The sequence below is a fragment of the Rhodococcus sp. AD45-ID genome (genome assembly GCF_003023755.1).
GTDB classification, from domain to species: domain Bacteria; phylum Actinomycetota; class Actinomycetes; order Mycobacteriales; family Mycobacteriaceae; genus Rhodococcus_F; species Rhodococcus_F globerula.
Window position 1 is genome coordinate 1996093 of record NZ_PYHL01000001.1, and the last position, 14855, is coordinate 2010947.

General features: G+C 61.8%; 13 protein-coding genes. 9 read left to right on the forward strand and 4 right to left on the reverse strand.

The window, feature by feature from the left end; all coding sequences use genetic code 11:
- The first annotated feature begins 13 nt into the window (after window positions 1-13).
- Window positions 14-775, forward strand: coding sequence for an SDR family NAD(P)-dependent oxidoreductase (locus C7T36_RS08950; protein WP_033236987.1), 762 nt, complete (start codon window positions 14-16; stop codon window positions 773-775).
- A 194-nt stretch (window positions 776-969) separates the two neighbouring features.
- The gene (locus C7T36_RS08955; protein ID WP_045064789.1) at window positions 970-1863 is read left to right on the forward strand and encodes a TIGR03619 family F420-dependent LLM class oxidoreductase; all 894 of its coding nucleotides are present in this window, start codon (window positions 970-972) and stop codon (window positions 1861-1863) included.
- Between the two features lie 61 nt (window positions 1864-1924).
- Here the strand turns inward: C7T36_RS08955 and C7T36_RS08960 are convergent, their stop codons facing one another.
- From C7T36_RS08960 to C7T36_RS08975, 4 genes are read right to left on the reverse strand one after another with little or no spacing between them, the layout of a single operon-like run.
- Window positions 1925-2692: an enoyl-CoA hydratase/isomerase family protein gene (locus C7T36_RS08960; protein WP_033236989.1), complete on the reverse strand. Its 768-nt coding sequence runs from the start codon at window positions 2690-2692 to the stop codon at window positions 1925-1927.
- A 1-nt stretch (window position 2693) separates the two neighbouring features.
- Window positions 2694-3782: an acyl-CoA dehydrogenase family protein gene (locus C7T36_RS08965; protein ID WP_045064792.1), complete on the reverse strand. Its 1089-nt coding sequence runs from the start codon at window positions 3780-3782 to the stop codon at window positions 2694-2696.
- Window positions 3769-4674, reverse strand: coding sequence for an acyl-CoA dehydrogenase family protein (locus C7T36_RS08970; RefSeq protein ID WP_045064794.1), 906 nt, complete (start codon window positions 4672-4674; stop codon window positions 3769-3771). Before C7T36_RS08970 ends, C7T36_RS08965 begins: the two co-directional genes overlap by 14 nt.
- Window positions 4655-6061, reverse strand: coding sequence for a class I adenylate-forming enzyme family protein (locus C7T36_RS08975; RefSeq protein WP_045064796.1), 1407 nt, complete (start codon window positions 6059-6061; stop codon window positions 4655-4657). The genes C7T36_RS08970 and C7T36_RS08975 overlap by 20 nt, the downstream gene beginning before the upstream one ends.
- Window positions 6062-6200: 139 nt before the next feature.
- Between C7T36_RS08975 and C7T36_RS08980 the strand changes: the two genes are divergently transcribed.
- The 7 genes from C7T36_RS08980 to C7T36_RS09010 all read left to right on the forward strand — a co-directional run bounded on the left by C7T36_RS08980 (window position 6201) and on the right by C7T36_RS09010 (window position 14818).
- Window positions 6201-7247 carry a ferredoxin--NADP reductase gene (locus C7T36_RS08980; protein ID WP_045064797.1) on the forward strand — a complete coding sequence of 349 codons (1047 nt, stop codon included), beginning with the start codon at window positions 6201-6203 and terminating at the stop codon, window positions 7245-7247.
- 366 nt (window positions 7248-7613) lie between these two features.
- Window positions 7614-8567 (forward strand): ABC transporter permease, encoded by a 954-nt coding sequence (locus C7T36_RS08985; protein ID WP_033236994.1) that lies wholly within the window; start codon window positions 7614-7616, stop codon window positions 8565-8567.
- Window positions 8564-9466 (forward strand): ABC transporter permease, encoded by a 903-nt coding sequence (locus C7T36_RS08990; protein ID WP_033236995.1) that lies wholly within the window; start codon window positions 8564-8566, stop codon window positions 9464-9466. Before C7T36_RS08985 ends, C7T36_RS08990 begins: the two co-directional genes overlap by 4 nt.
- 90 nt (window positions 9467-9556) lie before the next feature.
- Window positions 9557-11125, forward strand: coding sequence for an ABC transporter substrate-binding protein (locus C7T36_RS08995; protein WP_033236996.1), 1569 nt, complete (start codon window positions 9557-9559; stop codon window positions 11123-11125).
- A gap of 52 nt (window positions 11126-11177) precedes the next feature.
- Complete coding sequence (locus C7T36_RS09000; protein ID WP_033236997.1) at window positions 11178-12176, forward strand: ABC transporter ATP-binding protein; 999 nt, start codon at window positions 11178-11180, stop codon at window positions 12174-12176.
- Window positions 12177-12184: 8 nt separating this feature from the next.
- Complete coding sequence (locus C7T36_RS09005; protein WP_045064800.1) at window positions 12185-13204, forward strand: ABC transporter ATP-binding protein; 1020 nt, start codon at window positions 12185-12187, stop codon at window positions 13202-13204.
- Between the two features lie 39 nt (window positions 13205-13243).
- Window positions 13244-14818: an ABC transporter substrate-binding protein gene (locus C7T36_RS09010; protein ID WP_045064802.1), complete on the forward strand. Its 1575-nt coding sequence runs from the start codon at window positions 13244-13246 to the stop codon at window positions 14816-14818.
- The last annotated feature ends 37 nt before the right edge of the window (window positions 14819-14855 follow it).

Consider the following 14855-nt stretch of genomic DNA (forward strand, 5'->3'; position numbering starts at 1 on the left):
AAGGGAAATCAAAATGCAGATCAACGGTTGTTCCGCCATCGTCGTCGGTGGCACCGGAGGGCTCGGCGAGGCTACGGTTCGCCGTCTCCACTCGGAGGGAGCCAAGGTCGTCGTGGCCGACGTTGCCGACGACAAGGGCAAGGAACTCGAACGCGAACTCGGCGTTCGATACGTCCGCACCGATGCCGGCGACGAAGACAGCGTTCTTGCCGCAATCGCCGAAGCCGAATCACTGGGTCCGCTGCGCATCTCGGTCGACTGCCACGGCGGCCCCGCCGGTGGCGGCCGCCTGGTCGGCAAGGACGGCAGCGCCATGAGCCTCGAGGCGTTCACGACCACGATCAATTCGTACTTGATCTCGGTGTTCAACGTGATGCGCCTGTCGGCAGCAGCGATGGGTCGTCAGGAGGCTCTCGAGAGTGGGCGCGGCGTCATCATCAATACGGCGTCCATCGCCGCGTACGAAGGCCAGATCGGCCAGCTGCCATACTCCGCAGCCAAGGGCGGAGTTGTCGGCATGACTCTTGTTGCCGCACGCGACCTCTCGCCGCTCGGCATCCGCGTCGTGACGATCGCTCCCGGCACTTTCCTGACGCCCGCCTACGGAAAGGCCGGCGATCAGCTCGAGGCGTACTGGGGACCGCAGGTTCCGCATCCCCAGCGCATGGGCCGCTCGCCGGAGTACGCCACGCTGGTCTCCTCGATCGTGGAGAACGACTACCTCAACGGCGAGGTCATCCGCCTCGACGGCGCACTGCGGTTCCCCCCGAAGTAAATTGCCGGACCGCGACGCCAGGGGGCGTCGACGCCAGTGCGACGCCCCCGACCGTTCGCGAAACACTATGAAAACCTTTGTTCTGCAATAACAATCAAAGATTCTGGTTATCCGACAACTTGAATGCCAGTCCCATACTGTGTCCGCATGACTTCCATACATTCGACAACCAGCGGCCAGCGTAGGGCAGAAGCATGAAATTCTGGACCGGCACAGCCTTCATGAACACCGCCGAGATGCCCTCCGTCGCAAAGATGCTCGACGAAAACGGCTACCACGGCGTCCTCGTATCGGACCACCTCATCTTCCCGCGTGAACTCAAAACACGTTATCCGGCAACGGAAAGCGGCGTGCCGTACTGGCAACCCGACACCGAGTGGCCCGATGCCTGGGTTCTCATCGGCGCAATGGCCGCGGTGACGGAGAACCTGCATTTCGGCAACAACGTCTACATCGCTCCCGCGCGCCCCATCCTCGAGGTCGCCAAACAGGTGGGCACCGCGGGTGCACTGTCCAACGGACGCGTGTCCATCGGACTCTCAGCCGGCTGGATGCGTGAGGAATTCGAACTACTCGGCCAGGACTTCGACAACCGTGGACCACGACTCAACGAAATGATCCAGGCACTGCGGGCCCTCTGGAAGGGCGGCTGGGTGTCGTGGAAAGGCGAGTACTACGACATCCCGGAAATGATGATCGAACCGCACCCGCCTGCCCATGTCCCGATCCTCTGCGGCGGCGAATCCGCTGCCGCGCTCAAACGCGCAGCGCGTTACTGCGACGGCTGGGTCGGGACTGCATACACGCTGGAAGAAGCCACTGTGTGGATCGACCGGATCAAGGGCTACCGCCGCGAATACGGACGCGAAAACGAGCCTTTCGAGATCATTCTCGGATTGTTCGACGAGCGGACACCTGACCTCTACAAGCGGGCAGAAGACATCGGCATCACCGGCGTGATGTGCTCACCGTGGGCCGACTGGGACCTCCAGCACAGCGGAGACCACTCGCACTTGAAGGGAAGCGCGGAGCAGTACCGAGCCCCCATCGAGAAGTTCGCCGAAGAGATCGTCTCCAAGTGCCTGTGATGTGAAAAGAAAAGGCTGGGCACAGATCCCCTGGTGCCCAGCCTCTTCCACTTTCTCCGATTCAACTCTTGACGGCGGTGAGCTTCGCGATGTTGTCCCGGAAATCCTCGCTCTGGAAAGTCAGCTCTTCTGCCGTCGTCGCAAAGTCGAGTGTCGCGAGAATCGCCCGCTCGAGGTGCATGTTCAGCAGTCGCTTGGTGCTCTCGACGGCCTGACGCGGCTGCGAGGCAATCTTTTTCGCGCATTCGATGGCGTCGGCAAGTGGATCGAGCGACACATGGTTGGCCAGGCCGAGCGTGCAGGCCTTCTCCGCTCCGATGCGCGTCCCGGTCAATGCGTATTCCTTTGCCAGCAGCAGACTGATCTGCAGCGGCCACGTCAGCGGTCCACCGTCGGCGGCAACCAGTCCGACCTGTACGTGCGGGTCGGCCAGGTAGGCGGATTCTGCGATGTAGACGATGTCGCTCAGTGCAACGAGGCTGCATCCCAGGCCGACGGCCGGGCCGTTGACAGCCGCGATCACGGGGACACGGCACCGAGCCATTCCGAGCACCAGATCACGACCGTGCGCGATTGTGCGAGCCCGCATTTCGGAGTCTTCGGCCAACTCTGCGAGGTAGGCAAAATCGCCACCCGCCGAGAAAGCCTTACCGTTGCCGGTGAGTACTGCGGCACGGGCGTCACGATCCGCGCTGAGCCGTGGCCACAACTCCGCCAAGCCGGTATGCAGACTGTCGTTGACGGCGTTGAGCGCGTCCGGTCGATTAAGAGTGATGATCCGCAGCGAGCCTTCTGCGCGGACGTCGATCTCTTCGGGCATGTCGTACATGTCAAACTCCCAATCCGAGAATGCGCGAGGCAATGATGTTCTTCTGAATTTGTGATGTCCCACCCATGACGCTCTGGGCGCGGCTGTACAGGTACGAACCGAGCATCTCGGTGTCGCGGCTACCCGCCTCCGTCAACGCTGCGTGCCCGACGGCCTGATCCACCCAGGTCATCAGGAGCTTGTCGAGCGAGCCCTCAGAACCGTGGGAGAGTCCGTCCAACTGCTCGGACAAGCGGCGACGCACGTGTAGCCGCAACATCTCCGTTTCCACTGCAGCCCAAGCTAATTCCGTCGACGGCGGTCCGTCGCTCCTGGCTGCGAGCTGGCGGACCAGTTTGCCGTAGCGCGCCGCATAGCCCAGCGTGGAGGGTTCACGTTCGTGCCCGACAACCGTCATGGCCAACGCCCAGCCTTCACCGGGAGCACCGACCATCTGATCGACCGGCACACGAGCACCGTCGAAGAGCACCTGGCCGAACTCCTTGGTGACACCGTTCATCATCTTGAGCGGACGCTGCTCGATACCGGGCTGGTCCATCGAGACGATGAATGCGGTCAGTCCGCGGTGACGCTTTGCATCGGGTTCCGTCCGCGCCAAGAGCAGGCACCAGTCGGCGACATCGCTGTAGCTTGTCCAGATCTTGTGGCCGTGTATGACGTACTCGTCGCCCTCACGGACGGCGGTGGTCGTGAGCGAGGCAAGGTCCGAACCGGCACCTGGCTCACTGAATCCCTGGCACCAGCGTTCGGTGCCGTTGATCATTCCGGGAAGGAAACGACTCCGAAGATCCTCACTGCCGTGCCTGCCGAGTCCGTGTACCAGGTATCCGAGGCTGGGCCGAGGCGGAGCACCCGCTATGGCCAGTTCCTCGTCGACGATGACGTCGTAGACGGGCGGCAGTTCCTGTCCGCCATATTCTTTGGGCCACGATGCGCCGAAGAATCCGCCGCTGTAGAGCGCCTGATGCCACTCGCCCTGCCGTGCCCAGTACTCGTCTCCCGAGCTCGGGAATGTCTTTGCCCGCTCAGCTGCCCATGACCGCAGTCGGTCTCGGAAAGTGGCTTCTTCCGGCGAATCACGAAAGTCCAAGGTCGATCTCCTCCAGCCTTACGGGAAACAGTTCGGTGGACGTCAATGCCCGCCGCAGGTACACATGCACGAGGCACTCCCACGTGTTGCCGATTCCGCCGTGCACCTGCACTGCGGTTTCACACACGGTTCGAGTTGCCCGCGCGCAGTAGATCTTTGCGATCCGCACCGCTGCGATCGCCTCGGTCGGCGGCAGCTCGTCCACGGCCCACGCCGCGTACCGGAGCACACTCACCGATCCTTCGATCAGCGCGAGGCCTTCGGCCAGCAGATGTGCAACAGCCTGGTACGACCCGATCGCCGTGCCGTACTGCTCACGGACCTTGGCGTACTCGGTCGCAACATGGTGAGCACCCCGCGCCGTGCCGACCAGATCGGCACAGGTAGCGACGAGCGCAAGTGCCTCCCACCGCGTCACGTCGTCCGTCGATATCTCCCCGAGGGAATCCGTCGGATCGAGCAACTCGGCAAAACCTCTGGTCAGATCGGCGCCTGCAGCTACCGGTCCGACGCGGCCGGCAAATGCCTTGTTCTCACGCAAGACGAGAGCGTGGTCGAGACCGGTCGCGTCGACCGCCTCGTCACCGACAGCTATTGCCCACGTGAGCTGATCATCGGCGACATGACGACGTAGATCGTCGGCAAGCACCGGTCCGAGAAATGGAACGTCGACCAGTCCGCGGCCGAATTCCTCTGCGACGATAGCAACTTCGACGCCAGACGCTCCGTCCGAGCGGAGTGAACGCCAGCCGGTTGTGGCCACCGCCTTCTCCAGACGAGCGATGCGAGAGCCGTCCTCCAAATCGAGGACCGAACCCGGTCCCAAATCGTCGGCCAGTTTTGCGGCAGCGTCACGCAGCTGCCGCTGTTCATTAGTCAGACGTACGTCCATAGCGCTCCTTGAGTTCTCGGCGCAACACCTTGCCGGAGGGCAGGCGAGGAATTTCGGGCACGAACACCACTCGCCGCAGGCGTTTGTAGCCGGCCATCCGGCCGGCTACGAGTTCCATGAGTTCCACTTCCCCGATCGAGCCGCTTGTCGCGACAGCCGCGACGATCGCTTCGCCGTCTTTCGGGTCGGGGATTCCGAACACCGCGCAATCCGCGACGCCGGGGTGTCCGTGGAGGACTGCTTCGATCTCGGCCGGGGCTACCTGGAAGCCGCGTACCTTGATCATTTCTTTGAGGCGGTCGGTGATTCGCAGCCAACCGCCGTCGTCGAGATGTCCGACGTCACCGGTGCGGTACCAACCGCCTGCGAACGCACCGGCGGTTTCCTCGTCGGGAAGATACCCAGCCATGACCGAAGCCGACAGTGCCTGGATTTCTCCGGTCTCGCCGGTGCCGAGCACCTCGCCGGTTTCGGTGGACACGATTCGAAGGCTCACGCCCGGTGCCGCACGCCCCACGCTGTCGAGTTGTGCACCCTCGACGGGGTTGCACGCGATGACGGGCAGCTCGCTGGCACCGTACGCCGGCATCCACCCGACACCTGTTCGCCGCGTGACTTCCTCGGCAACGCTAGGTGTCACCGGCGTTGCGCCCCACATGATGTAGCGCAGCGACGAGAGATCGTACGATTCGAGTTTCGGATGCGAGGCGATTGCCAGAGCGATGGGCGCCACGGCCATTTCGACGGTAATCCGGTCTACCTCGATGTGGTGCAGCATCGTATCGAGATCGAATCGGCGGTGAAGCCGCAGCCATGCACCGGACTCGAGTGCCGTCACGATGTTGAGCAGCCCGAGTATGTGTGAAGGCGGAGTCACGATCTGCATGCGATCGCGTTCCGTCAGCTCCAGCACGTCTCGCCACTGCTCGACGGCAACGGCAAACGACGCATGAGTGTGCCGGACCGCCTTGGGTAAGCCGGTTGTTCCCGAACTGAAGACGAGAACGGCATCCGACGCGGGATCGGGCTCGCCGAACGTTTCGGTATCGGCGCTGCACGTGACCGACTCGTCAAGGCTCAGCATCGGCATCAGTTCCGCGAGCACAGGATTGTCTCCGATTGCATACACGGGGCTCGTTGTCGCCAGTGCGTGCGCAACCTCGACGCTCTTCCACGCCGGACTGATCAGCACGACAGCGGCACCCACGCGCCAGACCGCAAGTACCGCGACCACAAACTCCGGCCGATTCGACGACATGAGAGCAACGCGTTGACCAGCAGTGACACCATCCCGAACCAGCCGCGATGCAAGCGCGTCGGCTAGCGCCTCCAGCTCGTCTCGGCTGTATTTCTGTTCGTCGAACACAAGGACGCTCTGCCCGCTCATCCTTGGCTCCTCACTGGGGGATGGGGGCTAGCGCATCCCCCGTCTCGCGTGTACAAATGCTTCATTGAGAAGATCCTATCTCGTTTGAGAGAATAGTATTCTCAAACTTATAGAATCTCAATATCAGCAGGAGGTAGCCATGGCGAGACCACCGTTGTTCCAACGAGCGACCGTCACCCGGATCGTCAAAGAGAGCTCCGACGCGCGTACATTTGTTCTCGCTCCGGCAGACGGTCCGTTCACCTACAGCGCCGGGCAGTTCTGCACATTCCGCGTCGAGGTCGACGGCACCGAACTGTTCCGGTCGTACTCGATGTCGAGCTCACCGGACACCGACAACGAATTGATGACCACCGTCAAACGTGTTGCCGGAGGCAAGGTCTCGAACTGGCTACACGACAATGTCTCCGAAGGTGACGAGGTGGTCGTCACCAGGCCGGCCGGCACGTTTCGCCTTCGCGAATCCGAGGCGCCGTTGCTCGGGTTCAGCGGCGGCAGCGGCATCACCCCGATCCTGTCGCTCGCCAAGACCACTCTCGCCACCACCGATCGCGAGGTTCACCTTCTGTGCGCCGATCGTGATCACGACTCGATGATCTTCGAGCGCGTTCTCTCGGAACTCGTCGACCGCTACCCCGGTCGACTCACCGTCACACGCCACCTCGACGACAAGAACGGATTCCTCGACAAGGCCGCAGTACTCGACTTTGTCGGCAAGCACGTGGGAGCCGACAGTTACCTATGCGGCCCCGAACCCTTCATGGACCTGATCGAATCGGCCCTACCCGGACCGGGCCGCGTCTTCAGCGAACGATTCGGCAGTGCAGCCGAACCGATTGTGGCCGAACCGATTGCGGCCGAACCGGTGAGCACCGGTGAATCTGCCGCTACCGAACCAACTTCCACCGAAGTCACCGGAACAGTGACCATCGTTCTCGGGCGAAAGAAGACCTCGGTACCACGACACCCCAACGAGACTCTGCTGGAAAGTGCTCGGCGCGCTGGACTTACGCCGCCGTTCTCCTGCGAAGCCGGAAACTGCGCAACCTGCATGGCACACGTCACCTCGGGAAGCGCCGTGATGAGAATCAATGACGCACTGACCGACGAGGAGGTGTCGGACGGCTACGTTCTGACCTGCCAGGCAATACCCGACTCCGAGTCGATCACAGTGAAATACGAGTGAGACAGGAGATTCCAGGCCAAAAGTCGTTGTAAAACAACAGAATTGACGCATTCGCTCGGGGCCATCAGCTCGCCGACATGAGCAACATCGCCGCGCCCAATTTCGGCAGACACGCTGAGGGCGCTACTTTGACGACCCTCAATCCTGTTGAATTACAAGATCATTAACTGGAAATCGGCGAACGTCGAAATGCACCAACGGGAGTTCGATCCAGGTTTCTCTTGCTATTCGCAGCGATCATTGAATATATTACAACAAATCCAGGTGCGCCAAGAGTGCGCATAATCACACGCAAGCTTCGTAACAGTCCAAAATCTCTGCATACAAGGAACTTTGGCCGCGCTTGCATGATGAAAGTCGAGTTGGATGATTCTCACAATTACGAGGCGTGTAGGCCGCAGCTTGGTGGTCGTCTTGTTGGTAGCGGCAGCAGCTGTTCTGCTGTTGAGCCTGGCGCCCGGGTCTGCCGCCGAGGTGATCCTGGGTGAAAACGCTACCCCCGAGGCCGTTGCGGCGATGGAAGCAAAGATGGGACTCGACGTTCCCGTCTGGACTCAGTACTTCAATTGGCTCGGTGACGCATTCCGCGGAGACTTCGGAACCTCACCGCTCACCGGTCAGTCAGTCAGCGAGGCCATCGTCGAGCGCCTCCCTGTCACCCTGCAATTGGCCGCTATGGGCCTGATCATTGCTCTGGTTGTTGCCGTCCTGATGGCCGTCGCCTCCGCGTCGCGCCCAGGAAGCAAGCTCGACCGCGGCATCAATGTCGTTTCGGCTGTGTGCCTCTCGGTTCCCGCGTTCATCGCCGGCCCGGTCCTGATCTACTACTTCGCGATCAAATTCCAGCTCTTCCCGGTGACAGGCTGGTCGCGTATGAGCGAAGGCCTCGGTGCAAACCTCCAGAGCGCACTGCTGCCCGCGATCGCAATCGCGTTGACCGAGATCGCCGCATTCCACCGTCTGCTGCGCACCGACCTGATCGGAACCCTGCGCGAGGACTACGTGGCAGCGGCTCGGGCGAAGGGAATGCCCGGGTGGTACGTGATGTTCCGGCACGCGCTCCGACCGTCGTCGTTCTCCCTGATCACCGTTGCCGGCATCAGTCTCGGTCGACTCATCGGTGGCACCGTCATCGTCGAAACACTCTTCGGTCTACCCGGTTTGGGACAGCTCATCTCCTCGTCCATCACGTCGCGCGACGTGATCATGGTCCAGGGAATCGTGGTCTTCATCGCGATTGTGTACGTGGGTATCAACACCCTGGTCGACCTCAGCTACGGATTGATCGACCCACGGGTCAGGAAGGTTGTCGGAGCATGACGCGATCAGTAGTCGAAGACCGGACCGGCTCGCAGGACGAGCAACCGTCGGACCCGCCGGCACCCCTGGTGCCACCGGCGAAGAAGTCACGATCCATTCTGGTGTACCTCTCCTTCGGTTGGCTCGTCACTGTGCTTCTCGCAGCGGCGCTGGCAAATGTCCTGCCCATTGCCTCCTACTCCGTTCCGGTTGGCGCACCGCGTCTTTCACCGTCGTTCGAATCCCTCGATCTGCTGCTGGGGACGGACACCCTCGGGCGGTCGATGCTCTCCCGCATCATCTACGGCGCCCGTGTCTCGCTCCTTGTCGGCACTGTAGCCGGATTGATCGGATTTGTGGTGGGCTCCTTCATCGGCCTGATCGGCGGCTACTTCGGTAGGCGTCTCGATTCCGGCGTGACCCTCCTTGCCGACGCGATGCTCGCATTCCCGCCGTTGATCCTGCTGCTGGCGCTGGCGTCCGTCCTGACCCCCTCCATTCCGACCATGCTGCTCGGACTGACCTTGGTCGTCATCCCCGGATTCATCCGTCTGGCCAGAGCCAACACAATGGCGTGGAGCTCGAGGGAATTCGTCCGGGCCGCACGGAACATGGGCGCCGGCCACTGGCGAATCCTGTTCAAGGAAATCCTGCCGAACGTCCTCGCTCCCCTGGCTGCGTTCCTGCCGATCATCATGGCCGCCCTGATCGTCGCCGAAGGCTCACTGAGCTTCCTCGGCCTGGGAATCCCACCGCCACAGCCCAGTTGGGGCGGAATGATCGGCGACGGCAAGAACTACATTGCCGACTACCCATACTTGGTCTTCGTTCCTTCGTTGGCGATCTTCTTCACGGTGTTCGCCCTCAATCAGGCAGGTGACTTCCTCCGCAACAAGTTCGACCGCACTCTGCACGACTGAACCTCGAGGACTGCACGACTGAACGACCAAGACCGTTTTCCCGCTCGACACGACGTACTCATTTCCACGTTCCACCTGAGAGGGCTTTCCATGATCCGAAAAAGACGCTTACTGACAGCGGTCGCGATGGTGTGTACCGCAGCATTCGTGCTGACCGCCTGCGGCTCCGATTCCGGCAGCAGCAACGAGGGCACCACGGCTGCAGGCGATCCCGTATCCGGCGGTGCCGGCCGCGCGATCATGGCGGGCGAGCCGCGGTCCCTCGACCCGGCCACGCTGTCCAACACCTGGGCACACCAGGGCATCCTCGGCAACTCGCTGTACGGCACGTTGATGATCAACGACACCAAGACCCTTGACGTCACATACACCATGGCCGAGGACTTCTCGACCGCCGACGGTGGTGCCACGTTCAACCTGAAACTTCGCCCGAACCTGAAGTTCTCGGACGGAACACCCCTCGACGCCGAGGCGGTCAAGTTCAACTGGGAGCGTCTCAAGGACCCGGCTCTCGGTTCGACGTCCGCTCGCTACGTCGCACAGATCGCCAACTTGAGCGTCGTCGATCCGGCCAACCTCGCGGTCACGATGGTTACGCCTACCCCGCACTACTCGCAGACCCTCATCGCCAGCTCGATGAACTGGATCGCCTCACCGGCCGCACTGCAGAAGGGTCAGGCCGGATTCGACGAGAACCCCATCGGTGCCGGACCGTTCACGCTCACCAAGTGGGCGCGACAGGACTCCATCGAATTGGCAAAGAACCCCACGTATTACGACGCACCGCGCCCGTACCTGGATACCCTCACCATCCGTGTGGCCGCTGACACCAATCAGCGTTACAACACACTCTCGACCGGTGGCGCTGATCTGATCAACGAATCGAACTGGCAGACGTTGGATACCGCCGAGACCGCGGGCTTCCCGACCGAAATCGTTCCGATGGGCGGCGGCCAGTACTTGTCCATGAACTTCCGACGCGCCCCCTTCAACGACGAGCGTGCCCGTCGTGCAGTGTCACTCGCAGTTGACCTCGACGCCATGAACACCGTCGTCTACAGCGGCAAGGGCGAGGTCCCGGAGACCCTGTTCCAGGAATCCTCCCCGTTCTACGCGGACATCAAGTTGGGCGAGTACAACAAGGCCGAAGCACAGAAGCTCTTCGACGAGCTCGCCGCTGAAGGCAAGCCTGTCTCGTTCACCTTCACGTCGTACCCGACGGCCGAGAGCAAGACCGCCGGTGAGGCACTGCAGGCACAGTTGAGCGCCTACAAGAACGTCGAGGCCAAGGTCGACGTGGTCGACTACGCCGCCGCTACCGCCAAGATGGGCACCAAGGACTTCGACATGGTGATCTCCTCCGCGATCATCCAGGATCCGGATTCCATGTGGTCGACCTTCCACAACAAGTCCCCTGGCAACATCATCGGTGTCGACGATCAGGAACTGAGCGACGCACTCGATGTCGGCCGTACCTCGCAGTCGCAGGACGAGCGCAAGGCCGCGTACACGACCGTGCAGGAGCGCCTCGCCGACCTCACCGTCGGACTCTGGTACATCCGCGCAGCACCGTCGACCGTGACGGGCAAGGACGTACAGGGCGTCACCATGTACGGCTCGGGCTCGCCGCTCACCGACGCTATGTGGATCGCGAAGTAGCCGAAAGCAATTCGACGCAGTAGCCGACTACAGATCAAAGGGCCGGATCACCATGAACTCTCAGCCACTCCTCGAAGTAAGGAACCTACGTGCCCACATCGGCACACCACGCGGAATCGTGCGTGCCGTGGACGGGGTCTCCTTGACCTTGGACCGAAGTCAAGCACTGGGAATCGTCGGTGAATCCGGCTCCGGCAAGTCCGTCATGGCACGGGCCATCATGGGCCTGATGCCCCCGCGTTCGGGCCGATCAGGGGAAGTCACCTTCCAAGGACGCGATCTACTGTCGCTGACGAAGAAGGAAAAGCTCGAGATCTGGGGCAACCAGATCGCCATGGTCTTCCAAGATCCGGGCAGATCACTCAACCCTGTAGTCAAAGTGGAACGACAGATGACCGAAGGGATGCGCCGCCATCTCGGAGTCAGCCGTTCCGAAGCTCACAGTCGGGCCCTCGACCTCCTCAAGGAGGTCGGGGTGCCCGACCCCGAACGACGTCTGAGCAACTACCCCCACGAAATGTCCGGCGGCATGCGCCAACGCGTCATGATCGCGATCGCACTCGCGTGCGAGCCGGATCTGTTGATCGCCGACGAGCCCACCACGGCATTGGACGTGACGATTCAGCGCCAGATCCTGGACCTGCTGCGACGCATCCAACGCGAACGTGGCACCTCGATGCTGCTGATCAGCCACGACCTGGCTGTCGTCGCCGGCCGAACCGACCGCGTCTCCGTCATGTATGCGGGAAAGATCGCCGAAATCGGCTCCACCCGAGAAGTATTCGACGAGCCACGCCACCGCTACACCCACGCCCTCCTGGGAGCAACGCCCACCATCGACCACGAACGCCACTCACCGTTGCGTTTGATCGACGGATCGCTCCCCGACCCCACATCCCCACCCGAGGGTTGCCGCTTCGAGCCACGCTGCGGTCAGGCCGTCGCAGAGTGTTCCACTCCCGGCCTGCAGTTGGAATCAGTTGGCGCAGACCATGACGTGGCGTGCCTCAACCCGGTCGCCGTTCCGGCGTCGGCAATGTCCGGAAGGTAAAGAATCTCATGGCTGGTAGTGGTAGCGCCCATCTACGGGGCGACGACGCTCTCCTGAGTGTTCAAGATCTTGTCGTGGAATACCACACAAGTTCCGGAACCGTTCAGGCCGTATCCAAGATCAGTTTCGACGTACTGCCCGGCGAAACCCTGGGCATCGTCGGCGAATCCGGTTGCGGAAAGTCCACCACCGGACGCGCAGTTCTGCGTCTGGACCGAGTCACCGCGGGCCGAATCCGCTTCGGCGAGGACTGGATCGAAAACGCCGACGAATCGCAGATGCGTAAACTGCGCCGCGACATGCAGATGATCTTCCAAGATCCGGTAGCGTCGCTGAACCCGCGGCGTTCCGTCAAGGACATCGTCGTCGAGGGCATGGCAGTCGCCGGCGCCCCCACCGCAGAAAAAGTCACCACCTCGGCATCGGTTCTCGAACAGGTCGGCCTGTCCGGCACGCGGTTCGCAGAGATGTTGCCGCGCCAACTTTCCGGCGGCCAGGCACAGCGTGTAGCGATCGCGCGCGCACTCGCACTGAGCCCACGACTGTTGATCTGCGACGAACCCGTCTCCGCACTCGACGTCTCCGTCCAGGCACAGATCCTGAACCTCATCGAGGTACTCAAGAGCGAGTTCGACCTCACCGTTGTCTTCATCGCCCACGACCTCGGTGTGGTGCGAACGGTCAGCGACAACGTCATGGTCATGTACTTGGGCAAAGTCTGCGAGTTCGGCGACTCCGTCGAGGTCTACGACGACCCCGCACACCCTTACACCCGCGCACTACTCGATTCCGTACCGCTGACCGATCCGGAGAAGGGCTTTGCCGGGCCAGCGCTGGAAGGGGATGTGCCGTCGCCGCTTTCACCGCCGAGCGGATGCCGATTCCGCACCCGGTGCCCCCAAGTCGAGGAACGTTGCGTTACGGAGGAACCTGAGATGAGAGAGGTTCGTCCCGGCCAGTTCGCAGCGTGTCACTTCCCCCTGGCTTCGGTGAGCAAGAACCTTCTGGTGGACAGCGTCGCCGGGTGATCTCGACTTGCCAGCTGCATTACTTCTGAAAGGTCGACCATGATCCGAACGAGGCGCGCACTAGCCGCGACTCTGGCCGCGGTGTGTTCCGTGGCAGTGTTTGTCAGTGCGTGCGGCACCAGCCCCGCAGAAACCACAGGAACCAGCGCCGATGCCGGTGAACCGGTAGCGGGTGGGGTGGCGCGCGCCATTGTCATCGGCGAACCTCGCACTCTCGACCCGGCTGGACTGGGTAATTCGTGGACGCGGCAAAGCCTTCTCGGAAACGCGCTGTACGGGACGTTGATGATCGAGGATCCCTCGACGCTCGACATGAAGTTCACCATGGCGACAGACTTCTCCACAGTCGACGGTGGATCGACGTTCACACTGAAACTTCGCCCCGGGCTGACATTTTCCGACGAAACACCGTTGGATGCGGCTGCCGTGAAGTTCAACTGGGATCGTCTGCGTGATCCTGCGAATCCATCCGATTCGATCAGGCAGGCGTCGCAGGTGGCGTCCACCGAGGTGGTGGACGCCACGACTCTGAACGTCGTGATGGCAGCGCCCAGTCCGGTCTTCCCACAGGCGCTGGTGACCGGTGCCATGAACTGGATCGCCTCACCAACTGCATTGCAGAAGGGGCAAGCCGCCTTCGACGAAAACCCCGTCGGTGCCGGGCCTTTCACGCTGACGAGGTGGACACGCCAGGACGTCATGGAGTTGAAGAAGAACCCGCGGTACTGGGATGCACCGAAGCCGTACCTCGACGGGCTGACCCTCCGAACGGTCGCTGACGCCACGCAACGCCTCAACACGATGATCGCGGGCGGCGCAGACTTTGCCATGGAAACGAACTGGGCGAGCCTGGCTCAGGCGCAGGACGCCGGTTTGTCCACCGACACAGTATCGTTCGGCGGCGGACTCTACATGGGCATGAACGTGCGGCGCGCACCGTTCGACGACGAACGCGCCCGTCGGGCAGTCTCCATGGCTGTGGATCTCGAAGCAGTCAACACCGTGATCAACGACGGCAAAGGCGTTGTCCCGCAAACACTCTTCCCGGAAACGTCACCGTTCTTCTCCGACATTCCACTGACAACTCCGAACAAGGAAACGGCGCAGAAACTTTTCGACGAGTTGGCAGCCGAGGGCAAACCCCTGTCCTTCACCTTCACCACCTATGCACTGCCGGAAAACAAGGCAACCGCCGAAACTGTGCAGGCGCAACTGAGCGCCTTCAAGAACGTTTCGATGGATATCGAGGTTGTCGACGCCGCCACCGGAAATTCCCGCAATGCCACTCACGATTTCGACATGATCATTGCATCGGCATTGTTCCAGGATCCCGATGCCGCGCTGTGGACCGCATTTCATTCCTCCTCGCAGGGAAACATCACCGGAATCAGCGACCAGCAACTCACCGGCGCCCTGGACGCCGGCCGTGTCGGGAAGACGATCGAGGAACGCCGCGCGGCGTACGAAACCGTGCAGAAGCGTCTGGTAGCACTCAATCCGGGTATTTGGTACGCAAAGTCTGCACCGTCGGTCATCACTGCAAAGAATGCACATGGCGTTGTGATGTACGGCTTCGGATCACCACTGCCCGAGGAGTTCTGGATGACCAACTGATCTTCCACAACTGAAGACACAACTATGGTCCCGCGAG